The 23841-nt window shown below is 74.0% G+C and carries 19 protein-coding genes; 4 read left to right on the forward strand and 15 right to left on the reverse strand.

All coding sequences use genetic code 11. The annotated features are described in order from the left end of the window. Nucleotides 1–116: 116 nt before the first annotated feature. From ET526_RS13055 to ET526_RS13095, 9 genes are all read right to left on the reverse strand, one after another. The gene (locus ET526_RS13055) at nucleotides 117–1223 is read right to left on the reverse strand and encodes a DSD1 family PLP-dependent enzyme (protein WP_135468149.1); all 1107 of its coding nucleotides are present in this window, start codon (nucleotides 1221–1223) and stop codon (nucleotides 117–119) included. Between the two features lie 29 nt (nucleotides 1224–1252). Next, the gene (locus tag ET526_RS13060; RefSeq protein ID WP_135468150.1) at nucleotides 1253–1651 is read right to left on the reverse strand and encodes a gamma-glutamylcyclotransferase family protein; all 399 of its coding nucleotides are present in this window, start codon (nucleotides 1649–1651) and stop codon (nucleotides 1253–1255) included. Next, complete coding sequence (locus tag ET526_RS13065) at nucleotides 1648–2637, reverse strand: Bug family tripartite tricarboxylate transporter substrate binding protein (protein ID WP_135468151.1); 990 nt, start codon at nucleotides 2635–2637, stop codon at nucleotides 1648–1650. Before ET526_RS13065 ends, ET526_RS13060 begins: the two co-directional genes overlap by 4 nt. Nucleotides 2638–2959: 322 nt before the next feature. Further along, nucleotides 2960–3943 (reverse strand): tripartite tricarboxylate transporter substrate-binding protein, encoded by a 984-nt coding sequence (locus ET526_RS13070; RefSeq protein WP_135468152.1) that lies wholly within the window; start codon nucleotides 3941–3943, stop codon nucleotides 2960–2962. An 85-nt stretch (nucleotides 3944–4028) separates the two neighbouring features. Continuing rightward, nucleotides 4029–5444: a phosphoglucomutase/phosphomannomutase PgmG gene (gene pgmG / locus ET526_RS13075; protein ID WP_135468153.1), complete on the reverse strand. Its 1416-nt coding sequence runs from the start codon at nucleotides 5442–5444 to the stop codon at nucleotides 4029–4031. Nucleotides 5445–5466: 22 nt separating this feature from the next. Further along, nucleotides 5467–6786: a UDP-glucose dehydrogenase family protein gene (locus ET526_RS13080; protein ID WP_135468154.1), complete on the reverse strand. Its 1320-nt coding sequence runs from the start codon at nucleotides 6784–6786 to the stop codon at nucleotides 5467–5469. A 25-nt stretch (nucleotides 6787–6811) separates the two neighbouring features. Then, complete coding sequence (gene galU / locus ET526_RS13085) at nucleotides 6812–7687, reverse strand: UTP--glucose-1-phosphate uridylyltransferase GalU (protein WP_135468155.1); 876 nt, start codon at nucleotides 7685–7687, stop codon at nucleotides 6812–6814. A 167-nt stretch (nucleotides 7688–7854) separates the two neighbouring features. After that, nucleotides 7855–8574: a J domain-containing protein gene (locus tag ET526_RS22060; protein WP_135468156.1), complete on the reverse strand. Its 720-nt coding sequence runs from the start codon at nucleotides 8572–8574 to the stop codon at nucleotides 7855–7857. 5 nt (nucleotides 8575–8579) lie between these two features. Next, on the reverse strand, nucleotides 8580–9281 hold the full coding sequence (locus ET526_RS13095) for a VWA domain-containing protein (RefSeq protein WP_135468157.1): 702 nt from the start codon (nucleotides 9279–9281) through the stop codon (nucleotides 8580–8582). A gap of 113 nt (nucleotides 9282–9394) precedes the next feature. Here ET526_RS13095 and ET526_RS13100 point away from each other — a divergent pair, with 113 nt between their 5' ends. Then, nucleotides 9395–10762, forward strand: coding sequence for a hypothetical protein (locus ET526_RS13100; protein ID WP_135468158.1), 1368 nt, complete (start codon nucleotides 9395–9397; stop codon nucleotides 10760–10762). A gap of 276 nt (nucleotides 10763–11038) precedes the next feature. Further along, nucleotides 11039–12010, forward strand: coding sequence for a Bug family tripartite tricarboxylate transporter substrate binding protein (locus ET526_RS13105; RefSeq protein WP_135468159.1), 972 nt, complete (start codon nucleotides 11039–11041; stop codon nucleotides 12008–12010). Between the two features lie 100 nt (nucleotides 12011–12110). On the opposite strand, the gene ET526_RS13110 is transcribed toward ET526_RS13105, so the two are convergent. From ET526_RS13110 to ET526_RS13120, 3 genes are all read right to left on the reverse strand, one after another. Further along, on the reverse strand, nucleotides 12111–12716 hold the full coding sequence (locus ET526_RS13110; protein WP_135468160.1) for a YcbK family protein: 606 nt from the start codon (nucleotides 12714–12716) through the stop codon (nucleotides 12111–12113). 93 nt (nucleotides 12717–12809) lie between these two features. Further along, nucleotides 12810–15191, reverse strand: coding sequence for a phosphoenolpyruvate synthase (gene ppsA / locus ET526_RS13115; protein WP_135468161.1), 2382 nt, complete (start codon nucleotides 15189–15191; stop codon nucleotides 12810–12812). After that, nucleotides 15188–16264, reverse strand: coding sequence for an NAD(P)-dependent alcohol dehydrogenase (locus ET526_RS13120; protein ID WP_135468162.1), 1077 nt, complete (start codon nucleotides 16262–16264; stop codon nucleotides 15188–15190). The genes ppsA and ET526_RS13120 overlap by 4 nt, the downstream gene beginning before the upstream one ends. Before the next feature lie 158 nt (nucleotides 16265–16422). Between ET526_RS13120 and ET526_RS13125 the strand changes: the two genes are divergently transcribed. Both ET526_RS13125 and glgP read left to right on the forward strand, forming a co-directional pair. Further along, nucleotides 16423–18429 (forward strand): glycogen debranching protein, encoded by a 2007-nt coding sequence (locus tag ET526_RS13125; protein WP_204623620.1) that lies wholly within the window; start codon nucleotides 16423–16425, stop codon nucleotides 18427–18429. Nucleotides 18430–18442: 13 nt separating this feature from the next. Then, nucleotides 18443–20143 (forward strand): alpha-glucan family phosphorylase, encoded by a 1701-nt coding sequence (gene glgP / locus ET526_RS13130; protein WP_204623622.1) that lies wholly within the window; start codon nucleotides 18443–18445, stop codon nucleotides 20141–20143. Nucleotides 20144–20155: 12 nt separating this feature from the next. Here glgP and ET526_RS13135 read toward each other — a convergent pair whose 3' ends face one another. From ET526_RS13135 to ET526_RS13145, 3 genes are read right to left on the reverse strand one after another with little or no spacing between them, the layout of a single operon-like run. Further along, nucleotides 20156–21037, reverse strand: a complete 882-nt coding sequence (locus tag ET526_RS13135; RefSeq protein WP_135468164.1) for a 50S ribosomal protein L11 methyltransferase — start codon at nucleotides 21035–21037, stop codon at nucleotides 20156–20158. Then, nucleotides 21034–23247, reverse strand: a complete 2214-nt coding sequence (locus ET526_RS13140; RefSeq protein WP_240048384.1) for an ATP-dependent helicase — start codon at nucleotides 23245–23247, stop codon at nucleotides 21034–21036. The genes ET526_RS13135 and ET526_RS13140 overlap by 4 nt, the downstream gene beginning before the upstream one ends. Beyond that, complete coding sequence (locus tag ET526_RS13145) at nucleotides 23244–23744, reverse strand: pentapeptide repeat-containing protein (protein ID WP_240048385.1); 501 nt, start codon at nucleotides 23742–23744, stop codon at nucleotides 23244–23246. The genes ET526_RS13140 and ET526_RS13145 overlap by 4 nt, the downstream gene beginning before the upstream one ends. Between the last annotated feature and the right edge of the window lie 97 nt (nucleotides 23745–23841).

Raw genomic sequence — 23841 nt, forward strand, 5'->3', positions numbered from 1 at the left:
CGCGCGCAGCCCCTCCGCCGCGCGCAGCCAGGCCCGCGCTCCGGCCAAGGCCGCCACCGCGCCGGCGCGCCGCACCGCCTCGCGGTGACGCGCCGGCCCGGACACCCCGGGCCGCGTCACGCCATGCCGCCGCGGGCCGAGACGGGCCAGAGGCACTCCACGCGCCCGCCGCGCACCCCAACATACCAATCGTAGCGGTCCACCGTCGGGTCGCAGTGGCCCGGCACCAGCCGCAGCCGCTCCCCGAGCGCCGGTGCCGCGCCGTCCTCCACCAGGATCTTGCCGTGCTCGTCCGAGGCGCTGGCGTAGCGCAGGCCGGGGCGTTGCCAGACCAGCGGCAGGCCCGAATCCACCGCCACTGCCTTGTGTCCCGCATCCACCACGACGACGCCCGGCACCGCGCGGCTCATCACGGTGGCGAGCACGAACAGGCTCTGGCGGAAGGGCGGCGGCTCCTCGTTGCGGGCGTAGTCGGCGTCCATGAAGGCGTAGGAGCCGGCCTGGATCTCGGTATAGACGCCGCTCGCCGCCTCCAGCGCGAAGGTGCCGGTGCCGGCGCCGCCGACGATCGGGCAGTCGAGCCCGCGCTGGCGAAGCTGCTCCACCGTCCGGCGCGCCATGTCGGAGGCGGCGGCGATGGCCGACCGGCGCTCCTCCGGGCTGCGGCGGTGCTGGGCGCTGCCGTGATAGGCCTGCAGCCCGCCGAAGACCAGGTGCCGGCTGGCGGCGATCCGCTCGGCCAGCGCGACGGCGGGCGGCCCGGGCTCCACCCCGCAGCGGCCTGCCCCGACGTCGATCTCCACCAGCACGGGAAGGCGGATGCCGGCCGCCTCGGCGGCCGCCTCGCAGGCGGCGACATGCGCCGCGTCATCGGCGCAGACCGCCACCCGGGCAATGCGGGCGAGCGCGGCGAGGCGCGCCAGCTTGCGCGCGCCCACCACCTCGTTGCTCACCAGGATGTCGGGGATGCCGCCCCAGGCCAGCGCCTCGGCCTCCGCCACCTTCTGCACGCACTGCCCGATGGCGCCGCGCGCCATCTGCAGCCGTGCGATCACCGCCGATTTGTGCGTCTTGGCGTGCGCCCGCAGCTTCGCCCCGGTCGGCGCCAGCCGCGCCGCCATGGCGTCGAGGTTGTGCTCAAAGGCGTCGAGATCGAGCAGAAGGGCGGGGGTGTCCACCTCCTCCTCGCGCATTCCGGGTTCGGCGGGGGGTGGCTGCAGCATGGGCGCTCCTCGGAGGGCTGGGGAAAAGGTCAGGCGGATCGCGGGCGGCGCCCGGGCGTGGACCCCACCCGCTCCCCGCCGGGCGGCGCCCAGGGGCGGGCCGGATCGGCCCGCCAGGCGGCGCCGATCCAGGCCCGGGCGCGGCACGGGCCACGCGGCGTCTCCACCCGCACCGGCACCAGCCGGTAGGACGGGCCCTCATAGGCGGCGAGGCGGGCCAGCGCCGCCGGCCCGGCGCGCAGCACCGCCCCGTCCGTCGCGCCGCCCGGTGCGGGCAGCAGGGTGGGGTAGGGCGTGCCGCGCAGCGCCACCCGCCGCCAGCCCGGCAGGCGGGCCGGCCGCAGCCGCCGCGCCAGCCCGGCCTCACCGGATTGGGCGGCCAGCACCCGCGGGTCGAGCAGCGTGCCGTAGAGGAAGAGCAGCATCATCCCGGGCGGAGGCCCACCTCCTCCACCAACTGGCGGATGCGTGCCGCCTGCGCCCGCACCATCGCGCCGAATTCCTCGCTCGAGGAGCCGACCGGCTCCGCCCCCACCTCCTCGACCCGCGCGCGCAGGTCCGGATGGCGCGCCGCGGCGGCGATCTCGCGCTGCAGCCGCGCCAGGATCTCCGGCGGCGTGCGGGCGGGGGCGAAAAAGCCGTTCCAGCCCTCCAGCTCGATGGCGGGGAAGCCCTGCTCGCGCACCGTCGCGATCTCGGGCAGGGCCGGGGAGCGGCGGGCGGAGAGCAGCGCCAGCCCCCGCAGATTGCCGCCCCTGACATGGCCAAGCGAGGTGGAAAGCTGGTCGCCGCCGAACTGCACCCGGCCCGCCATCAGCTCCTGCACCATCGGTGCGGCGCCACGGTAGGGCACGTGCTCCATCTCGATGCGGGCCTCGCGCTTCAGCACCTCGCCGAGCAGGTTCATGATGCTGCCATAGCCCGTGGAGCCGTAGAACACCGGCTGGCGGCCGGAGCGCACCCACTCCGTGAACTCGCGCAGGTTCGCCGCCGGCACCGCCGGGTTGGCGAGCAGGATGAAGGGCACGTTGGCGCCAAGCGAGACCGGGGCGAAGTCCCGCTCGATCTCGTGCGGGGCCCGCCCGGCCAGCGCCAGGGTCGCGGTGGTGGTCGGGAAGGTGATGTTGTGGAACAGCAGGGTATGGCCGTCGGGCGGCGCCTTCGCCACCACGTCGGCTCCGATCGAGCCGCCGGCGCCGCCGCGGTTCTCCACCAGCACGGTCTGGCCCAGCGTCTCGGTCATGCGCTGGGCGAAGAGGCGGGCCAGCATGTCCGTGGTGCCGCCGGCGGGGAAGGGCACGACGATGCGGATGGGCTGGCGGGGCCACTCCCCGCCCTGGGCCATCGCCCTTCCGGCGAGCGCGGGCGTGGTGAGGGCGAGCGCGGCGAGGCCGCGGCGGGTGATTCGGGCCATTCTCGGTCTCCTCCCGCGGCGCGGACCGTCTTCCCGCGCCGCCACCGGCAGAGCTTGGGAAGCCCCCGGGCCGGGCGTCAATCCGCACCCGGCTTCCCCGCCCATGCCAGCGGCCGCATGCACCGACCCGCATGGCCGTGGCGCCGCCACCGCTCCGGCGCTCCCGCCTTCGCGGATCGGGCGCCGGTCGCGATCGGCCGCGCCGGGATCCCGGCAGCCGCGCGCGGATGCGTCCGGCGAGGTCGCCGGCCGTGCCATGCCGGCAGCCCGTGGCTCACGCCGCGCACCGGCCCGGATGCGCCAGGCATCCGGGCCGTTGGCGTCAGTCCTCGAGCTGCACGCCGCTGTCGCGCACCACCGCGGCCCATTCCTCGCGCTCGCGCCGGATGCGCTCGGCGAAGGCGGCGGGACTCGGCGAGGTGACGGCGCCGTAGTCGAGCTTCTCCAGCGCCTCCCTCATCTCCGGCGTGGCGGCGGCGCGGGTGAGGGCGTCGTAGAGACCCCGCACGATCGGCGCCGGCGTGCCGGCGGGCAGGGCGACGCCGAACCACTCCTCCTTGGTCAGACTCCCGAGGCCGAGCTCGGCGAAGGTGGGGAAGTCCGGATAGCGCGGGTTCCGCCGCTCCGAGGAGACGGCGAGGATGCGCAGGCCCTGGCCGAGATGCGGCGTGATGTCCCCGAGAACGCCCATGAAGGCCTGGATCCGCCCGCCGATCAGGTCCTGCACCGCCGGCGCGGCGCCGCGGTAGCTCACATGGGTCATCCGCGCCCCGATGGCGCGGGCCAGGATCACCCCCATGAAGTGCGGCGCCGCGCCGGCGGCGGGCGAGGCGTAGGGGATGTCCTGCTGCGCCCTGGCCCAGGCGACGAAGCCCTGGAAGTCGCGCGCCGGGTGGTTCGCCGGCACCGCCAGGGCGAAGGGGAAGGTGGCGACGGTCGTCACCGGCGCGAAATCGGTCAGCGCGTCGTAGCGCACCTGGCGGGGGAAGACGTGCGGCTGCAGGGTGAACATGGAGGCCGGGGTCTGCAGCCAGGTCTCGCCGTCCGGCGGCGCGGCCTTCACCGCCTCCACCGCGATGCGCCCGGCGGCGCCGGTGCGGTTCTCGACCAGCACCTGCGGCGCGTAGACCCCGCGCAGCCGCTCGGCGTAGAGCCGCGCCACCACGTCGGAGGAGCCGCCGGCCGGGAAGCCCACGATGGTGCGCCCCGGGCGCTGGATGACCAGCGCGGCGGCGGGCCGGGCGAGGCCGGCGGCGAGCGCCCCGGCGCCGAGGCCGAAGGCGGTGCGGCGGGTGATTCGGACCATCGGGATCGTCTCCTGCCCCCTTGTGACGTTGCGGAGGCAGATGGGGGTGAGGGCGGCCCGGCGTCAACCGGGCCGGCCCGCGGGATCAGTGCCCGGCATTGGCCCCCGTGAAGTCCGGGGCGGCGAGGCCGCTCGCCTCGAGCTGGCGGGCGAGGTGCGCCTTCAGGCGCTCCAGCCCCGCCTCGCTCTTCGCCTCAGCGCGCGCCACCAGCACCGCCTGGGTGTTGGAGGCGCGGAGCAGCCACCACCCGTCCTCGGTCAGCACCCGCACGCCGTCCACGTCCTGCACCTTCGCGCCCTCGGCGGCGAGGCGCTGCTTCACCTCGGCCACCACCTGGAATTTCCGCTCCTCCGGGCAGTCGAAGCGGAGTTCGGGCGTGTTGATCACCCGCGGCAGCGCGGCGCGCGCGGCGGAGAGCGGGCGGTCCATGCGCGCGACGATGCCGAGCAGGCGCACGGCGGAATAGGGCGCGTCGTCGAAGCCGTACCACTTGTCGGCGAAGAAGATGTGGCCCGACATCTCGCCGGCGAGCGGGCTGCCGGTCTCGGCCATCTTCGCCTTGATCAGCGAGTGGCCGGTCTTCCACATCAGCGGCTGGCCGCCCGCCCTGGCGATCTCGTCGAACAGCACCTGGCTCGCCTTCACGTCGGCGATGATGGTGGCGCCGGGGCGCGCCTTCAGCACGTCGCGCGCCAGGATGACCATGAGCTGGTCGCCGAACAGGATGTGGCCCTCGTCGTCCACCACGCCGATGCGGTCGCCGTCGCCGTCGAAGGCGATGCCGAGATCGGCCTTCTCCCGCGCCACCTCCGCGATGAGCTGCTCGAGGTTCTTGGCCACGGTGGGGTCGGGGTGGTGGTTCGGGAAGGTGCCGTCCACCGTGCCGTTGATGACGAAGTGCTCGCCGGGCAGGCGGGAGGCCAGCAGCCTGGTGATGTTGGCCGCCGAGCCGTTGCCGGGGTCCCACACCACGCGCAGCTTCCGCTCCCCGCCGTCGTAGTCGCGCAGCACCCGTGCCGCGTAGTCCTCGGCGATGTCGAGGTGGCGGTCGGAGCCGGCGGCCGAGGCCGGCACCACGTCGCCCTCGGCGGCCATGCGGCCGATCTCCTGGATGTCCTTCCCGAAGAACGGCTTCTTCCCGAGCATCATCTTGAAGCCGTTGTAGTCCGGCGGGTTGTGGCTGCCGGTGACCATCACCGCCCCGTCGGTCTCCTGCGCGTAGGCGGCGAAATACAGCATCGGCGTGGCGCAGAGGCCGATGCGCAGCACCTCCAGCCCGCAGGCGCGCAGCCCCGCGACGAGCTGCGGCTCGAGATCGGGGGAGGAGAGGCGGCCGTCATGGCCCACCGCCGCCCGCTTCCCGCCCTGCCGCGCGACGATGGAGCCGAAGCAGCGGCCGATGGCGAAGGCATCCTCGGGCTTCAGTGTCTGCCCGACGATGCCCCGTATGTCGTATTCCCGCAGCACGGTCGGGTGGAAGCTGTGGCGGAAGGCGGTCATGGGATCGTCCTTCTCAGGGGCGCTATGGACGGCCGATGGAGAGGTAGCGGAACCCCGCCGCGCGCATCGCCTCCGGGTCGTAGACGTTGCGCAGGTCGAGCAGCACGTCGCCGCGCATCGCCGCCTTCAGCCGCTCGGGCGAGAGGGCGCGGAACTCGTTCCATTCGGTCAGCAGCACCAGGGCGTCCGCTCCCGCCGCGGCGTCGAGGGCGTTGGTGGCGTAGTGCACCGAGGAGGGCAGCAGCGGCTTCGCATGCGCCATGCCGGCCGGGTCGAAGGCGCGCAGCGCAGCGCCGGCCTCCGCGAGGCGCGGCACGATGGCGAGGGAGGGCGCCTCGCGCATGTCGTCGGTCTCGGGCTTGAAGGTGAGGCCGAGCACGGCCACGGTCTTCCCCGCGACCGAACCGCCGCAGGCGGCGATCACGCGCTCGGCCATCTGCGCCTTGCGCGCCTCGTTCACCGCGATGGTGGTCTCCACCAGCCGCATCGGCGCGCCGGCGTCCTGCGCCGTGCGCGCCAGCGCCAGCGTGTCCTTGGGGAAGCAGGAGCCGCCGTATCCGGGGCCGGCGTGGAGGAATTTCCGCCCGATCCGGCCGTCGAGCCCCATGCCGCGCGCCACGTCGTGCACGTTGGCGCCCACCTTCTCGCACAGGTCGGCGACCTCGTTGATGAAGGTGATCTTGGTGGCGAGGAAGGCGTTGGCGGCGTACTTGATGAGCTCCGCCGTCTCGATGCCGGTGGCGACGATCGGCGTCTCGATCAGGTAGAGCGGGCGGTAGAGCCGGCGCAGCACGGCGAGGGCGCGCTCCCCCGCCTCGCCCGGCTCGACGCCGATCACCACCCGGTCGGGGCGCATGAAGTCGCCGATGGCGCTGCCCTCGCGGAGGAACTCCGGGTTGGAGGCGACGTCGATGGCGATGTCCGGCCGGGCGGTGCGCACGATCTCGCGCACCTGGGCGCCGGTGCCGACCGGCACGGTGGACTTCGTCACCAGCACCAGCGGCCCGGTCGCGGCGCGCGCCACCTGCTCGGCCGCGGCGAAGACGTAGGAGAGGTCGGCATGGCCGTCGCCGCGGCGCGACGGCGTGCCGACGGCGAGGAACACCGCCTCGGCGCCCGCCACCGCCTCGGCGAGGTCGGTGGTGAAGGTCAGGCGCCTCTCGCGGACATTGTCCGCCACCAGCCGCTCCAGCCCCGGCTCGTAGATCGGGATCCGCCCCTCGCGCAGCGCCGCAACCTTTGTCGCGTCGGTGTCCACCACGCACACCTCGACGCCGAATTCGGCGAAGCAGGCGCCGGAGACGAGGCCGACATAGCCGGCCCCAACCATGGCGATCCGCATTCCGGTCCCCCTTCCCCGAGCGGGCTCAGGCGTAGCGTTTCAGGAATTCCCGCACCGCGGGCGCCATGTCCGGCCGCTTCAGCGCGAAGGCGATCTGCGCCTCGAGGAAGCCGGCCTTGTCGCCGCAATCGAAGCGCCGCCCCTCGTAGCGCAGCCCGTGGAAGGGCTGGCTGCCGATCAGCTTCGCCATGCCGTCGGTGAGCTGCACCTCGCCCCCCGCGCCGCGCTCCATGCGCGCGAGGTGGCCGATCACCTCCGGCATCAGCACGTAGCGGCCGATGATGGTGAGGTTGGAGGGCGCCTTCTCCGGCGCCGGCTTCTCCACCAGCCCCTGCACCGAGATCAGGCGCCCCTTGTCCTCGGCGATGTCGAGCACGCCGTAGCGGTTCACCCGCTCCCGCGGCACCTCCTCGACCGCCACCACGTTGCCCCCCGTCTCGCGGTAGGCGCGGGCGAGCTGCTCGGTGCAGGGCGTGTCGCACATCATCAGGTCGTCGGGCAGCAGGATGGCGAAGGGGTCGTCGCCGATGAAGGCACGGGCGCACCAGATGGCGTGGCCGAGCCCCATCGGCACCTGCTGGCGGACGGTGACGATGCTGCCGGGCTCCACCGCCTGGGCGCGCAGCTCGGCCAGCTCCTTCGCCTTGCCGCGCTCCTCCAGCGTGCGCTCGAGCTCGTAGGCGACGTCGAAATGCTCGACCAGCGCGGTCTTGCCGCGGCCGGTGACGAAGCAGAACTGCTCGATGCCGGCCGCGCGCGCCTCCTCGACCGCGTACTGGATCAGCGGCTTGTCCACGACCGGCAGCATCTCCTTCGCCATAGCCTTGGTGGCGGGAAGGAAGCGGGTGCCGAGGCCGGCGACGGGCAGAACGGCCTTCTTCAGCGGCTTGAGCGCGGGCAAGGGAACCCTCCTGAACAGGGCCTGGCAGCCGAGTCGGCCGTCGGCCGGGCCGGTCGGCCGGGAATGCCATGCGCCCCCGCAGGGAGCAAGCTGGGCCGCATTCTCTTGAACATGTTCAGACCCTGGCGAAGCAACGCGCGGCGCGCGCCCGGGTGGCGCCGCCAGGCTCAGCCGAGCAGCACGTCCCGCGCCTCGTTGATCCGCGCCGCCAGCCAGTCGCTGCCGCCACTGTCCGGATGCGCGCTGCGCATCAGCCGCCGGTGCGCGGCGCGGATCTCCTCCGGCGTCGCGCCCTCGCGCAGCCCGAGCACGGCCAGCGCCTCCTCCCGCGTCATCCGCCCCCCGGCAGGGCGCCGGCCGGCGGCGCGGTCGCCGCCGCCGGAGAAGGCCTCCGCCTCCCGCCAGTCCGGCGCCACGCGGTCGAGCCACGCCTCGAGCAGGGGCACGCTCTCCGGGTCATCGGCGCGGCAGCCGGCGAGCAGGGAGAGCAGCTCCTCCAGATCGAGCTCCGCAAGCTCCCGCCCTGCGAAGCGGCCGCGGCGCACCCGCCCGCTCATGCGCCCCGTGGCGTGGTCCAGGCGCATCAGCAGGGTGGCGGTCTCGACCGCCGTCTCGCCGCCGCCGGACGCGCCGGGCTGGCGGCCGAATTGCCGCGCGGCATGCCAGGACTGCACCAGCCGCCACAGCAGGGGGCCGAACAGCAGCAGGGTCCAGAGCGCCTGCGCACCGCGCCCGGTGGCGAGCGTCACCACCAGCAGGCTCGCCCCGAGGAGGCCGGCGGTCCAGGCCGCGGCCTTCTTCACCGTCTCCACCCTGGCCGTGGCGAACAGGCTGCCGAGCCACAGCACGAGCAGCAGGGCGGCGGCGCCGAGGGCGATCCAGACCATGGCGGCTACCGCGACGGCCCCGGAAGCTGCCCGGCAATCCGCCGCGCGGCGGTGCCCGGCAGCCGCTCCAGCGCGCTCCGCCCCCCGGCGGCATAGACGGCGACGGCGCGCAGCAGCTCCCGCAGCGCCTCGGGGGCGGCGCTGTCGAAGGGCGCGTAGGCCCCGCCTGAGAGCTTGGCCACCTGCCGGAAGACGTTGCCGGCGACCGGGTCCATGCCCTCGTGGAACAGGAAGGCCGGGGTGCCGTGCAGGCCGAGCTGCCCCGCCAGGTGGCAGATCGGGTCGGGCGGCTCCTCCACCGCGTCGCCGACGAAGACGAGCGCGTTCACCCGCTCGCGCCTGGTCTCGGCCAGCACGTGTTCGAGCAGGCGCCGGATCTGGGTCTGCCCGCCGAGGCACTGCACCCCGCTCATGCGCCGCGCCAGCTCCTCGGCGTCGGCGAGGAAGGGGGTGGCGGCGAATTCCATGAAGCCGCGATAGTAGGCGAGCTGGATCTCCAGCCCCCCGAGGTCGCGGGTGGCCAGGAACATCTCCCCCTGGAGCTGGCAGGCGCGGTCCCAGCTCGGCTGGCGGGAGGCGGTGGCGTCGATGGCGAAGATCAGGCGGCCCCGGCGGCCGCTGGCCGGCCGCACCTGCGGCAGGCTCGCCATCTTGCTGAGGAACGCCGCGACGGCGGCGCTGGCCGGCTTGTCGGGCAGGCTGCTCATGCCGGAGAGATGGTCCGCATCCGGCCTTCCCGCCAGACCGGCGCCGCCGCGCGGGAGGCGGGGCGGCGCGGTCCGGTGTAGGATGGGCGCGGCCGGAACGGGCGGAGGCGGCGATGCGGTGGAGGGCATATCTGGCGCTGGCGGGGCTGCTCGCCTGCGGCGCGGCGCTGGCGCAGGAGAGGCCGGCGCCCGCCGCGCCCCCGCCCGCCCCCGCCGCCCCGGCCGGGGAGCCAGAGGCGGTCCGCGCCCTGCGCGCCCTGCTCGGGCCCGGCACGCGGCTCACCTACGCCGCGGCGGAGGTGATCGAGCCGGTGCGCGGCACGCTGCGGCTGCGCGAGGTGGCGCTCATCCAGCCGGAGGGCCGGGCGACGGCGGCCGAGCTGCTGCTGGACGGGCTGCGCGCCGAGGCGGTGGAGGAGGCCACCGCGCGGGGCGTGGTCCTGCACGGGCCGGAGGGGGAGGTGCGCATGGACACCCTGCGCCTCGCGGGCTTCTCGTTGCGGCGCCCCGCCGGCGGGGAGGCGCCGCGTCCGGACATGATCCGCGCCGACGCCTTGCGCGTCGAGGGGTTGACCGTGCCGGGCGAGACGCCGGTCGCCCTCGCGACGCTGGTTGTGGAGGATTACGGCGCCGGGCGGCCCGGCCGGGCGAGGCTCGAGGGGCTCGAGATCCGGCCCGCGGAAGGCGGGGGGCTGGACCGCGTCTCGCTCGAGCGCCTGGAAGTGCGCGGCCTCGACCTCGCCGGGACCCTGACGGCGCTGGCCGGGCAGGAGGTTCCGCCGCCCCCGCCCGGCCCCTACAGCCTGGAGGCGGAGGGGCTGTCGCTGGGGCAGGGGGGGCGGCCGGTCGGCGCGCTCGGCACGCTGCGCCTGGGCGGGGAGGTCACGGCGGACGGCACGGAGAGCGGCCGGCTGGCCCTGCGCGACATCCGGGTGGAACCCTTCCCGGGCCTCGACGAGTGGCTCCGGCGCTTCGGCTACGCCGCCCTGCTGGCGGACCTCACCGCCGAGACGCGCTACGAGCGGGGCACCGGGCGGCTCGAGATCGGTGCCCTCTCCCTGGCGGCGCGGGAGGTCGGCGCCCTCTCCCTCTCGCTCGACCTGGAAGGCGCCACCGCCGAGGCGCTGGAGGCGCAGGATCTGGACGCGATGCGCCTGCGCGCCCTCGCCCTGCGCTACGCGGACCATTCCCTCTATGGCCGCTTCGTGCGCGAGCAGGCGCGGCAGACGCGCCAAGCGGAGCCGCAGGTGCGCCGCCAGCTCGCCGCCCAGGCGGCGGCCGCGCTGGCGGCGGAGGGGGAAGGCGCCGCGCTCGCCCCGGTGCGCGAGGCCATCCTGCGCTTCCTGCACGGCGAGGCGCGGGAGGTGGAGTTCGTCCTCCGCCCGCCGCGGCCCCTGCCCCTGTCGGAGCTGCCGACGGCCGCGGCGGCGGGACCGGCGGAGCTGCAGCGCCTTCTCGGCCTCGGCGCCACGGCGCGATAGGGCGGATCGCAGAGGGCCGGGGGCGGCCCCTTCCGCCCGGTCCGCGGCGGCAGGATCGCCGGGGCGGCGCCCCCGTCGCGCGACCAGGGGCGAAAGTGCGATGCGCGACGGCAGAGCATGCCGCAGGCGGGCCGTGGAGGGGCGGGCTTGACTCCGCCCTGTTTCGCCGGCTGGTTCCATGGCCGAACGGGGCGCGGAAGGCGCCGACGGGTTCGCGGCCGGAGCCGCCCCGGCGGCAGGCCGCCCCCCGGAAGCGGACGCACAGGGAGGACCGCCATGCTCACCCGCCGCCATCTTGGCGCCGCCGCCGCCGCGGCGCTCGCCGCCCCCGCCATCGCCCGCGGCCAGGCCGCCTGGCCTGGCGAGCGGCCGATCGAGGTCATCGTGCCCTTCCCACCGGGCGGCGGGGTGGATGTGATGGCGCGGCTCACCCTCCCCTTCCTGCAGCGCCATCTGGGCGCCGGCCAGTTCGTGGTGATCAACCGCCCAGGCGCGGGCGGCCAGCTCGGCTTCGAGGCGACCTTCAACGCCGCGCCGGACGGGCAGACCCTGGGCGCCGTCGCGGTGCCGGCGATCAACACCTTCCCGCTGGAACGCCCGGTGCGCTACCGGCCGATGGAGTTCACCTTCCTCGCCAATGTGGTGGACGATCCGAACACCATCTACGTCCCGGCCGCCTCGCCGCTGCGCAACCTGGCCGATCTCGTGGCGGCGGCGAAGGCGCGGCCGGGACAGATGCATTACGGCACCACCGGCGTTGGTTCGGACGACCACATCCTCATGCTGGCGCTCGAAGGCATGGCGGGGCTGGAGCCGATGACGCATGTGCCCTTCGTCGGCTCCGCGCCGCTGCTGGCGCAGGTGCTGGGCGGGCACATCGAGCTCGGCGTCGGCAACGTGGCCGAGATCCTGGGGCCGATGCGTGACGGGCGGGTGCGCGCGCTCGGCCAGGCGGCGGAACAGCGCTGGGAGGCGGCGCCGGACGTGCCCACCTTCCGCGAGCAGGGCTTCGACATCGTCGCCGGTTCCGCGCGCGGCATCGTCGGCCCGCCCCGCCTGCCGGATCCGATCCGGGAGCGGCTGGAGCGCGCCTTCGCCGCCACCTTCGCCGATCCGGAGTTCCGGCGCGAGGCGGAGCGCGCCGCCCTGCCGCTGCGGCCGCTGGTGGGGGAGGAGTACCGCCGCATGGTCGAGCAGACGAACACGGCGGTGCAGGCGCTCTGGCAGCAGCGGCCCTGGAGCCGCTAGGGCAGATCCCGTTCAGGCGGCCTCGCCTGAACGGGCGGAGAGGCTCGCGCACGCAACGGGCTGGAGCCTTTACAGTGGGCCAGGGCGAACGGGCCATGCCTTAACGCTGCGTGGCGGCCCAGGCCTCGGCGATCCGCGAGAGCCGGTCCTCCGCCGGCGCGCGGCGCGCGGAGACCTCGCCCCAGCGCCTCACCGGGCCGGAATCGATATGGACGAAGCCGCGCGCGGGATAGACCCCGACCCCGCCGCGACCGAGCGCCAGCGCCGCCGCGCCGAACGCCGCCAGGCGGGCCGAGGGAATCAGCAGGTCGAGCGCCGCGGCGCGCAGATGCTGGCTGTCGGCCGCGCCCTCCACCAGCGCGTTGGTGCCGGGCGTGCGGTAGCCGGAGAGCACGGCGAACTCCCGGATGCGCTCCCGCTCGCCCAGCTCCCACAGGATTTCGATCGCGCGCGGATCGAAGGGGCGGACGGCGCCCGTCCGGCTGTCGGCCAGGACGGCGGAGAGTTCGCGCATCGCCCCGGCATCGGGAACGACGCCATTATGCCACGTGCCGGAGAAGGTGGCGCCCGTGGCGGCATGGCGCAGCGCCAGGCGCCGCGGCGCGATCGCGTGCCACCTGCCCTGCTGACCAGAGGCGGCGAGGGACGGCGCGGCGCCAGCGAGAGCTGCGAGCGCCGCGAGACAACAGGCCGTTCTGCGGTGCATGGCGCCCGGCGTAGACCGGCGGCGTCCGCGCCGGAAACCCGGCCTCGCGCAATAGCTACCGCGCCGGCGTTCAGGCGGCCGTGAGGCTCGCGCTCAGCCGGCCGCTTCCGCTTCCGCCACCTGTCTTGCCGCCGCCACGAAACCGTCCGGATTGAGCGAGATGGAATCGATCCCGCACCGTACCAGGAAGGCGGCGAAGTCCGGGTGGTTCGAGGGCGCCTCGCCGCAGATCCCCACCCTCGTCCCGCAGGCATGGGCGCGGCGGATGACCTCTGCGATCATGCGCTTCACCGCCTCGTCGCGCTCGTCGAACAGGCCGCGCAGCTCGGCGCTGTCGCGGTCCACGCCGAGCACGAGCTGGGTCAGGTCGTTGGAGCCGATGGAGAAGCCGTCGAAGCGGGCAGCGAATTCCTCGGCCAGCACGACGTTGGAGGGGATCTCGCACATCACGTAGACCTTGAGGCCGTCCCGGCCCCGCTCCAGCCCGTGCTCCTTCATCACCGCCAGCACCCGGTCGGCCTCGGCCGGGGTGCGGCAGAAGGGGATCATGACGACGATGTTGCCGAGGCCGATCTCCTCCCGCGCCTTGCGCACCGCGCGGCATTCCAGCGCGAAGCCCTCGCGGTAGCGCTCGGAGTAGTAGCGGGAGGCGCCGCGCAGCCCGAGCATCGGGTTCTCCTCCTCGGGCTCGAAGGGCGCGCCACCGATGAGGTGGGCGTATTCGTTGCTCTTGAAGTCCGACATCCGCAGGATGACGGGGTGCGGGTGGAAGGGCGCGGCGATGCGCGCCACGCCGCGCGCCAGCGTGTCCACGAAGTAGCTGGGCTTGTCGGGGAAGCCGCGGGTCAGCGCCTCGATCTGCCGCCGTGCCTCGGGGTCCGTCACCTGGTCGAAACGCACCAGCGCCATCGGGTGCGCCTTGATCACCGAGCCGACGATGAACTCCATCCGCGCCAGGCCGATGCCCTTGGCCGGCAGACGCCACCAGCGCAGCGCCGCGGCGGGGCTGGCGATGTTCAGCATCATCGCCGTGCGCGTCGCCGGGATGGTGGAGAGGTCGAGCTCGGTCGCGGCGAAGTCGAGCCTGCCGTCATAGACCCGCCCCTCCTCGCCCTCGGCGCAGGAGAGCGTCACCTCCTGCCCGTCGCGCAGCGTGGCGGTGGCGCGCTGCGTGCCGACCACGGCGGGCAGGCCGAGCTCGCGGCTGACGATGGCGGCGTGGCTGGTGGCGCCGCCATGGTCGGTGACGATGCCGGCCGCCTTCTTCATCAGCGGCACCCAGTCGGGATCCGTGGCGTCGGCCACCAGGATGGCGCCTTCCGGGAAGTCCGCCGCCGCCTCGGGGCTGTGCACGACCCGCACCGGCCCGGCGGCGATGGCGTCCCCCACCGCGGCGCCGGTCAGGAGCGGCGCGCGCGGCCGGCCCCTGAGCCGCCAGGTGCGCAGCAGCCCGCCCGAGCGGGCGCCGTGCACGGTCTCCGGCCGCGCCTGGACGATGAACAGCTCGTCCGTGGCGCCGTCCTTCGCCCATTCCATGTCCATCGGCCGGCCGTAATGCCGCTCGATCGCCACCGCCCAACGGGCGAGGGCGAGGATCTCGGCGTCCGAGAGCACCAGCGCGTCGCGCTCGCGCCGCGTGGTCTCGACCAGGGCGGTGCGAGCGCTGCCGCCGGTGGCATAGACCATCTTCCGCGCCTTGGCGCCGCGCGCCTTGTCCAGGATCGGCACCTTGGCGGGATCGTCGAGCGGCGGCTTGAACACCAGGTAGCGGTCGGGGTCCACGAGGCCCTGCACCACCGTCTCGCCCAGGCCCCAGGCGGCGCTGATGACGACCACGCCCGGGAAGCCGCTCTCGGTGTCGATCGAGAACATAACGCCCGAGCCGCCGAGATCGGCCCGCACCATCGCCTGCACGCCGACCGAGAGCGCCACCTGCAGGTGGTCGAAGCCGTGCATCTCGCGGTAGGAGATGGCGCGGTCGGTGAAGAGCGAGGCGAAGCAGGCGCGGCACGCTTCCAGCAGCGCGCGCTCCCCGCGGACGTTCAGGAAAGTCTCCTGCTGGCCGGCGAAGCTCGCCGTCGGCAAATCCTCGGCGGTGGCGCTGCTGCGCACGGCGACGGCGGTCTCCGCCTCGCCGCGGCGGTCGCACAGGGCGCGGTAGGCGGCGCGGATCTCCGCGGCCAGCGGGGGTTGGATCTCGCCGTCGAGGAACAGGCGGCGGATGGCCGCGCCCGTCTCCTGCAACGTGGCGCGGCCCTGGCGCATCGCCTCCAGCCGCGCGCGCATCGCATCGCCGATACCATTGGCGGCGACGTAGTCGCGGAAGGCCTCGGCCGTGGTGGCGAAGCCGGGGGGCACGCGCACCCCGGCGGCGGAGAGGGCACGGATCATCTCTCCGAGCGAGGCGTTCTTGCCGCCGACCCGCGCCACATCGTCAAGGCCGACCTCCTCGAACCAGACCAGGAACCTGCTCATGGCGTGATCGCCACCTTGAGCACGCCGTCGCGCTGGTGCGCGAAGAAGTCGTAGGCCTCCTCGATGCGGTCGAGCGGGAAGCGGTGCGTCACCATCGGCTTCAGGTCCACCCGGCCGGATTCGATCACCGCCATCAGCCGCCGCATCCGCTCCTTTCCGCCCGGGCAGAGGGTGGTGAGGATGCGGTGGTCGCCGAGCCCGGCCGCGAAGGCGTCGAGCGGGATGCGCAGGTCGGAGGAATAGACGCCGAGCGAGGAGAGCGTCCCGCCCGGGCGCAGCACGCGCAGCGCCGCCTCGAAGGTCTGCTGCGTGCCGAGCGCCTCGATGGCGACGTCCACGCCGCGCCCGCCGGTGAGGCGGCGGACCTCCTCCACCGCATCGACCTTGGAGACGTCCACCACGTGGTCGGCGCCGAGGCGCCGCGCCATCTCCAGCCGTCCCGGCACGCGGTCCATGGCGATGATCGTCGTCGCGCCCATCAGCCGCGCCCCGGCGGTGGCGCAGAGGCCGATCGGCCCCTGGGCGAACACCGCCACGCTGTCGCCGATGCGGATGCCGCCCGATTCGGCGCCGCCGAAGCCGGTGGACATGATGTCGGGGCACATCAGCACCTGCTCGTCCGAGAGCCCGTCCGGCACCGGTGCCAGGTTCGCCATGGCGTCGGGCACCAGCACGTACTCGGCCTGGCAGCCATCGATGGTGTTGCCGAATTTCCAACCGCCGATCGGCTTCCAGCCATGCGCGGTGCCGGCGCCGTCCTGGGCGCAGAAGCCGCAGAGGCAGGCATTGCTGTGCCCGCTCGGCGTAATGGCGCCGGCGATGACACGCTGGCCCTCGCGATAGCCCTTCACCGCCGAGCCGAGCCGCTCGATCACCCCCACCGGCTCGTGGCCGATGGTGAGGCCCTCCGCCACGGGGTACTCGCCCTTCAGGATATGCACGTCGGTGCCGCAGATGGTGGTGGTGGTCACGCGCAGCAGCGCATCGAGCGGCCCCACCTCCGGCACCGTCTTCTCGCGTAGCTCAATCCGGCCCGGCCGCACGAAGCAGGCCGCCTTCATCGTCCTCGGCATCACAGCCTCCTCCCGGCTTGCCTGCCTAGTTGGGGGCGGGGGCACCCCGCCGCCATGATCTGGCGCAATCGCTACCGTCTCCGCGCCGCACCGTTCCGCCTGGCGCTGGCGCGGAACGTGGCGGGCGGTATGGTGGCGGCGCGATGCGGAGGACCCCGTTGGCGGATATCGGACTCGAGCCCGGCGACCCGCTGCCGCTCGGCCCCCGGCTGACGGGGGAGGGCTGCAACATCGCCGTCTTCAGCCGCCACGCCGCGCGGCTTTCCGTGATCGTGTTCGATCCCTCCGGCGCGCCGGCGGGCGTCCTGCCGCTCGACCCGGCGCGGCACCGCACCGGCGACATCTGGCATGCGCATGTCACCGGCGTCTCGGCCGGCTGGTCCTATGCGCTGCGGGCGGAGGGCCCCTGGGCGCCGGAGAGGGGTCACCGCTTCGACCCGCACCTGCCGCTGCTCGACCCCTACGCGCCGGCGCTGGCGGGGCGCCCGCGCCCCGGCGAGGCGCGCTGCCTGCTCGCCGACCGCCGCTTCGACTGGGGCGACGACCGCCCGCCTGCCCATTCCTGGCGCGACACCGTGATCTACGAGGCGCATGTGAAGGGGCTGACCGCGCACCCCTCCTCGGGCGCGCGGCATGCCGGGCGCTTCCTTGGCGTGATCGAGACCATCCCCTACCTGCTCTCGCTCGGCGTCACCGCGCTCGAACTGATGCCGGTGCAGGAGGCGCCCGAGGAGGCGGGCGGCGGGCGGGCGGATCCGGCCACCGGCGCGCCGCTGCGGAACTACTGGGGCTACGATCCCGTGGCGCTGTTCGCGCCCCGCGCCGCCTATGCCGGCGAAGCGCCAGGCGCGGCGCTGCGCGAGTTCAAGGCGATGGTGCGCGAACTGCACCGCGCCGGCATCGAGGTGATCCTCGACGTGGTGTTCAACCACACCGCGGAGGGCGGGGAAGGGGGGCCGACCTTCTCCTTCCGCGGCCTCGACAACGCCATCTACTACATGTTGACGCCGCAGGGCGGTTATGCCGACTACACCGGCTGCGGCAACACGCTGAACTGCAATCATCCAGTGGTACGGTCGCTGATCATGGACTGCCTGCGCCACTGGGTGACGGAGATGCGCGTGGACGGCTTCCGCTTCGATCTCGCCGCGGTGCTCGGCCGTGGCCCGGACGGCACGCTGCTGCCCAACCCGCCGCTGCTGGAGCAGATCGCCGAGGATCCGGTGCTGCGCGGCACGAAGCTGATCGTCGAGGCGTGGGACGCGGCCGGCGCCTTCCGCCTCGGCAGCTTTCCGGGGGAGCGCTGGGCGGAGTGGAACGCGCATTTCCGCGACGATGTCCGCCGCTTCTGGCGCGGCGATGCCGGGCTGACCGGCGCCTTCGCCACGCGCCTCGCCGGCAGCTCCGATCTCTACGCCCGCGGCCCGGCCGGGGGACCGCTGCGCAGCATCAACTTCGTCACCTGCCATGACGGGCCGACGCTGAACGACTTGGTGAGCTATGCGCGCCCGCACAACGAGGCCAACGGGCCCGAACCGCCTCCCCTGGTCCCGAGCTGGGGGGAGAACAACGGTACCGAGGGGCCGAGCGAGGATCCCGCCATAGAGGCGATGCGGGCGCGCCAGGTGCGCAACATGCTGGCCACCCTGTTCCTGTCACGCGGCGTGCCGATGCTGCTCGGCGGCGACGAGTTCCGGCGCACGCAGCGCGGCAACACCAACGCCTGGTGCCAGGACAACGAGATCTCCTGGCACGACTGGCGCCTGGTCTCGCGCCACGCCGGCCTGGTGCGCTTCGTCCGCCGGCTGATCGCCTTCCGCCGCGCCCATCCGGTGCTCTCGGCCGAGCGTTTCTACGACGCGGCGGAGATCGCCTGGTTCGGTCCGGACGGCGCGGAACCCGACTGGCACGGCGCGGAGAACCGCCTCGGCTGCATGATCCGCGAGGAGGGCGCGGTGCCGGGTGCGCTCTGCCTGCTGTTCAACGCCTCGCGCCACGCCCCGGCGCGCTTCCTGCCGCCGCCCCCGCCCGCCGGAGCCTGGCGCATCGCCTTCGACACTGCGGCGGCGGCGCCGGACGACGCCGCCGACCCCGGCGGCGAACGGCCGGCGGAGGCGGCCCCGGTGCTGGTGCCCCGCTCCACGCTCGTACTCGTCTCGCGCTGAGGAGGCCGCTCGCTTGCCATCGCCGCTCGACAGCCTGGTGCGCCACACCCGTGTCGCCTACCTTTCGATGGAGATCGCCTTCGATCCGAAGGTGCCGACCTATGCCGGCGGCCTCGGCGTGCTGGCGGGAGACACCGCACGGTCCTGCGCCGACCTCGAACTGCCGGTGGTGTTCGTCACCCTTGCCAGCCGCGAGGGCTATCTGCGCCAGGAGATCAGCCCCGAGGGCGAGCAGGTGGATCATCCCGACCCCTGGGATCCGGCTTCGCGCACCACGCCTCTCGGCGCGATGGTGGCGGTGCGCCTCGAGGGACGGACGGTGTGGATCCGCCCCTGGCTCTACCTCCACGCCTGCCCGCTCGGAAGCTGCGTGCCGGTGATCCTGCTCGACACGCGGCTTGAGGACAACGACCCGGCCGATCGCGGCATCACCGACCGGCTCTATGGCGGCGACGAGGCGCTACGGCTGAAGCAGGAGGCGGTGCTCGGCATCGGCGGCGAGCGGATGCTGCGTGCCCTCGGCTTCGAGATCGAGACCTGGCACCTGAACGAGGGCCATGCGGCGCTCCTGCCGCTGGCGCTGCTGCGGCGGCGGCGCCTGCCGCCCGACCGGCTCGGCGGCGGACCGCTGCACTACGACATCGAGGAGGTGCGGGAACGCTGCATCTTCACCACCCACACGCCGGTGGAGGCCGGGCATGACCGCTTCCCCTATCCGCTGGTGGAGCGGATCCTCGGCGACTTCTTCGAGATCGACCAGCTCCGCCTGCTGGCCGGGGCGGAGGCCCTGAACATGACGCGGCTCGCCCTCAGCCTCAGCGGCTGGGTGAACGGAGTGGCGTCGCGCCATGCCGATACGGCGCGGCGCATGTTCCCGGGCTATCGCATCCATGCCGTGACGAACGGGGTGCATGTGCCGACCTGGGCGCATCCCGCCTTCCGGCGGCTGTTCCAGGCGGTGGCGCCGGAATGGGCGCACGATCCGGACATGCTGCTGCGCGCCGACCGGCTGCCGGACGAGGCGGTGTGGGCGGCGCATGAGGAGGCGAAGGCGGAGCTGATCGAGGAGGCGCGGCGGCGCTGCGGCGTGGCGCTGCGGCCCGACCTGCCGGTCCTCGCCTTCGCCCGCCGCATGACCGGCTACAAGCGGCCCGACCTGCTGTTCGCCGACCCCGCAAGGCTGCGCGACATCGCCGCCCGCCATCCCTTCCAGGTCGTGGTGGCGGGCAAGGCGCATCCGCAGGACGGACAGGGCAAGGCGCTGATCCGCCGTATCCACGAGCACGCCCGCGCGCTGCGCGACGCGGTGCCGGTCGCCTTCCTGCCAGGATACGACATGGCGCTGGCGAAGGTGATGGTGGCTGGGGCGGATCTCTGGCTGAACACCCCGCTGCCGCCCCTCGAGGCCTCGGGGACCAGCGGCATGAAGGCGGCGCTGAACGGCGTGCCCAATTGCAGCGTGCTCGACGGCTGGTGGGTCGAGGCCTGGGAGGAGGGGATCACCGGCTGGGCCATCGGCGGCGAGGCGGCTGCGGCGGATGGAGAGCACGCCCGGGACCTCTACCACAAGCTCGAGACCACCATCCTGCCGCTCTGGCACGGCGACAGGGCGCGCTGGATCTGGATGATGAAGCAGTCCATCGCTCGCGTCGGCAGCCGCTTCCACAGCCAGCGCATGATGCGCCGCTACGCCGCCGAGGCCTATCTGCGCTGAGCGGCTCCGCCTTCAGCCCTTGCGCAGCACCAGCGTGGTCCAGCGCCCATGGTCGAGGCGCGCCTGCAGCCGCAGGCCCTGCCGCCGGTGCGCCGCCAGCACCATCCGCGCCTGGGTGTCGAGCAGCCCGGCCAGGATCGCCGTGCCGCCGGGGGCGAGGTGCGCGGCGAGGTCGCTCGCCATGGTGCAGAGCGGGCGCGCCAGGATGTTGGCGAGGACGAGGTCGTAGCGCCCGGCGCGCACCGCGCGGTGCCGCCAGCCATCCGCGAGCCGCGCCGCGACCAGGCGGCCGAGCCCGTTGCGCCGCGCATTCTCCGCCGCGACGCGCACCGACCAGGGCTCGATGTCGGTCGCCAGCACCGGCCGGCGCAGGAGGCGTGCCGCCGCCATCGCCAGGATGCCGGAACCGGTGCCGAGATCGAGGATGCGCCGCGGCCGGCGATGCGCCACGCGCTCCAGCGCCAGCAGGCAGCCGCGGGTGGAGCCGTGCTCGCCGCTGCCGAAGGCGACCCCGGCATCGAGGCGGAGCACGATGCGCCCAGGGGCGGGCGGGTCGGGCAGGTGGGTCGGGCGCACCAGGAAGCGGCGGCCGATCGGCTGTTCGGGGAAGCCTTCCGCCACGCGCTCCAGCCAACCCTCGGCATCGACCGGCGCCCGGTGCAGCGCCGGAGAGAGGCCGGTGAGCGCGGCGGCGAGGGCCAGCGCGCCGGTGAGCTCCGCCTCGCCGGCGCCGGCCTCGCGCACGCCCTCGATGCGCCAGGTGCCGGCCTCCTCGTCGCGGAAATAGCCGACGGTGCCGCAGACGGTGGCGAGCGCCGCCTCGAAGGCCGGCACCGCCTCCTCCGGCAGGCCGTCGAGGCTGAGCGCCTCCAGCGGCTCGGCGCGGCGCCTCATGCCTTCTCCACGAAGCGGTCGAGCACGCGCTTGCGCCCCGCCTTCTCGAATTCGATGTCGAGCTTGTCGTCCTCCACCGCCTCCACCCGGCCGTAGCCGAATTTCTGGTGGAAGACGCGGCTGCCGACCGCGATCGGCTCGGCGCGGGCGGGGCGCTGCTGCACCTCCCAGACGCCGGCCTCGATCACCCGCGGGCGGCGCGGCTGCAGGCCCCAGGCGCCGGCGAAGACGCTCGGCATCTCGGCCATGCGGTTGCGCGCCATGCCGGCGCTGCCCTCGTGCTCCACCTGCTCCTCGGGCAGTTCGTCAAGAAAGCGGCTGGGGATGGAGCTGGTCCAGTTGCCGTAGACGCGGCGGTTGGCGGCGTGGCTGACGATCGCCTGCCGCCGCGCCCGCGTCAGCCCGACATAGGCGAGGCGCCGCTCCTCCTCCAGCGCCTTCTCGCCGCCCTCGTCCAGGCTGCGCTGGGAGGGGAAGAGGCCTTCCTCCCAGCCGGGCAGGAACACCATGTCGAATTCGAGGCCCTTGGCGGCGTGCAGCGTCATCAGGGAGACGCGGTCGCCCTCCGCGGCCTCGTCGGTCTCCATCACCAGCGCGACATGCTCGAGGAAGCCGGCGAGGCTCTCGAACTCGCCCATGGCGCGCAGCAGCTCCTTCAGGTTCTCGAGCCGGCCCGGCGCCTCTGGCGAGCGGTCCTGCTTCCACATCTCGGTGTAGCCGCTCTCGTCGAGCAGGGTGGCGGCGGCGACCACGTGGCCCTCCCGCGGCAGCATCTCCCGCCAGCGGGCGAAACCCTGCATCAGCTCGGCGAGCGCCTGGCGGGTCCGCGCCACCTTGATGGCGCCGCCCGCCAGCAGACGCTCGGCGGCGAGCGAGAGGGGCAGCCGCTCCTCCCGCGCGATCTGGTGCATGGCCCGCAGCGCGCCGTCGCCGATACCGCGCTTCGGCACGTTGACGATGCGCTCGAAGGCGAGATCGTCGGCGGGCTGGTGCAGCACGCGCAGATAAGCCAGCGCGTCGCGGATCTCCTGCCGCTCGTAGAATTTCAGCCCGCCGACGACGCGGTAGGGCACGCCGAGGGTGATCAGCCGCTCCTCGAAGGCGCGCGTCTGGAAGCCGGCGCGCACCAGGATCGCGATCTCTGAAAGCGCGTGGCCGGCGCGGCGCGCCGCCTCGATCCGCTCGCCGACCATGCGCGCCTCCTCCTCCGAGTCCCAGAGCGAGACCAGGCGCACCTTCTCTCCCTCGGCGTCGTTGCGCCCGCTGCGGAGGGTCTTGCCGAGGCGGCCGGTGTTGTGCGCGATCAGGTGCGAGGCGGCGGCGAGGATCGGCCGGGTGGAGCGGTAATTGCTCTCCAGCCGCACCACCCTGGCGCCGGGGAAGTCGCGCTCGAAGCGCAGGATGTTCTCGATCTCGGCGCCGCGCCAGGAGTAGATGGACTGGTCGTCGTCCCCGACGCAGCAGATGTTGCGGTGGTCCTGCGCCAGCAGACGCAGCCAGAGATACTGCACCAGGTTGGTGTCCTGGTACTCGTCCACCAGTATGTAGCGGAAGCGCCGGTGCCACTCCGCCAGCACCTCGGGGCGGGTGCGCAGGATCTCCGTCATGTGCAGCAGCAGGTCGCCGAAATCGGCGGCGTTCAGCTCGCGCAGCCGCTGCTGGTAGGCGGCGTAGAGGGCGCGGGCGCGGCCGGCGGCGTAGTCGGTGTCCTCCGCCGGCGTCACCCGTTCCGGCGTCAGGCCGCGGTCCTTCCAGCGCTGGATCACGCCCATCAGGCCGGCGGGCGGCCAGCGCTTGGCATCCACCCCGGCCGCCTCCATCACCTGTTTCAGCAGGCGGAGCTGGTCGTCGGTGTCGAGGATGGTGAAGTCGGGCCTGAGCCCCGCGAGCTCGGCGTGCCGGCGCAGCATGCGCGCGCAGAGGGAGTGGAAGGTGCCGAGCCACAGCCCCTCCACCGGCTGGCCGAGGATGGCGGAGACCCTCTCGCGCATCTCCCGCGCCGCCTTGTTGGTGAAGGTGACGGCGAGCACCTGGCCAGGCCAGGCGCGGCCCGTGACCAGGAGATGTGCGAAGCGCGTGGTCAGCACCCGGGTCTTGCCGGTGCCGGCGCCGGCGAGCACCAGCAGGGGGCCCTCCAGCGTCTCCACCGCCTCCCGCTGCTCGGGGTTGAGGCGGGCTAGGTAGTCCGGCGGGGCGGCGGTTCGGCTCACTGGCAGCCTCCGACCGAGCCTTCGGCGCAGATGCGCTCGCCATCCGTCCAGCGCGCCCCGTCCAGCACCGCGTGCAGCAGGTCGGCGCCGTCGAGCCGCGCGCCGGTGAGGTCGGCGCCGGAGAGGTCGGCGCGGAAGAAGCGGGCGCGGCGCAGATCCGCCCTCGCCAGCCGCGCGCCCCGCAGGTTGGCGCGCGTGAAGTCGGCGCGCAGCAGCACCGCGCCTTCCAGATCCGCATCCTCGAGATCGGCGGAGACGAAGCGCGCGCTCGGCGCGTCCGCGCGCGCCAGCGTCGCGCCGCGCAGGATGGCGCGGTCGAACGACGCGTCGCGCAGCACCGCCCCGGCGAGGTCGGCGTTGGAGAGGTCGCGCCCGACCAGCAGGCAGCGCCGCCAGTCCACACCGGGCTGCGGCGGATCCTGGCAGGCCGCGCCGGCGGCCTGGGGCAGGATCAGGAACAGGGCGAGAAAGCCGAGGAACGGGAATGGCGCGGACACGCGAGGCGATATAGAACCGATGCCGCGTCCCTCCAACCGTTCCGGCTTCCGCGCTGCCCCCGCTCCGTCTCCTTCTGGACTGGTCATCGCGTCACGG

The organism is Crenalkalicoccus roseus, from assembly GCF_004761865.1.
GTDB lineage: Bacteria > Pseudomonadota > Alphaproteobacteria > Acetobacterales > Acetobacteraceae > Crenalkalicoccus > Crenalkalicoccus roseus.

Coding starts and splice junctions, on each gene's coding strand:
- ET526_RS13110 (WP_135468160.1), bottom strand. CDS start 12,716: ATGCACCGCAGAACGGCCTGTTGTCTCGCGGCGCTCGCAGCTCTCGCT.
- ET526_RS13100 (WP_135468158.1), top strand. CDS start 9,395: ATGCGGTGGAGGGCATATCTGGCGCTGGCGGGGCTGCTCGCCTGCGGC.
- ET526_RS13095 (WP_135468157.1), bottom strand. CDS start 9,281: ATGAGCAGCCTGCCCGACAAGCCGGCCAGCGCCGCCGTCGCGGCGTTC.
- ET526_RS13060 (WP_135468150.1), bottom strand. CDS start 1,651: ATGATGCTGCTCTTCCTCTACGGCACGCTGCTCGACCCGCGGGTGCTG.
- ET526_RS13080 (WP_135468154.1), bottom strand. CDS start 6,786: ATGCGGATCGCCATGGTTGGGGCCGGCTATGTCGGCCTCGTCTCCGGC.
- ET526_RS13135 (WP_135468164.1), bottom strand. CDS start 21,037: ATGAGGCGCCGCGCCGAGCCGCTGGAGGCGCTCAGCCTCGACGGCCTG.
- ET526_RS13120 (WP_135468162.1), bottom strand. CDS start 16,264: ATGCCGAGGACGATGAAGGCGGCCTGCTTCGTGCGGCCGGGCCGGATT.
- pgmG (WP_135468153.1), bottom strand. CDS start 5,444: ATGACCGCCTTCCGCCACAGCTTCCACCCGACCGTGCTGCGGGAATAC.
- ET526_RS13105 (WP_135468159.1), top strand. CDS start 11,039: ATGCTCACCCGCCGCCATCTTGGCGCCGCCGCCGCCGCGGCGCTCGCC.
- ET526_RS13055 (WP_135468149.1), bottom strand. CDS start 1,223: ATGCTGCAGCCACCCCCCGCCGAACCCGGAATGCGCGAGGAGGAGGTG.
- ET526_RS13070 (WP_135468152.1), bottom strand. CDS start 3,943: ATGGTCCGAATCACCCGCCGCACCGCCTTCGGCCTCGGCGCCGGGGCG.
- ET526_RS13065 (WP_135468151.1), bottom strand. CDS start 2,637: ATGGCCCGAATCACCCGCCGCGGCCTCGCCGCGCTCGCCCTCACCACG.
- ET526_RS22060 (WP_135468156.1), bottom strand. CDS start 8,574: ATGGTCTGGATCGCCCTCGGCGCCGCCGCCCTGCTGCTCGTGCTGTGG.
- ppsA (WP_135468161.1), bottom strand. CDS start 15,191: ATGAGCAGGTTCCTGGTCTGGTTCGAGGAGGTCGGCCTTGACGATGTG.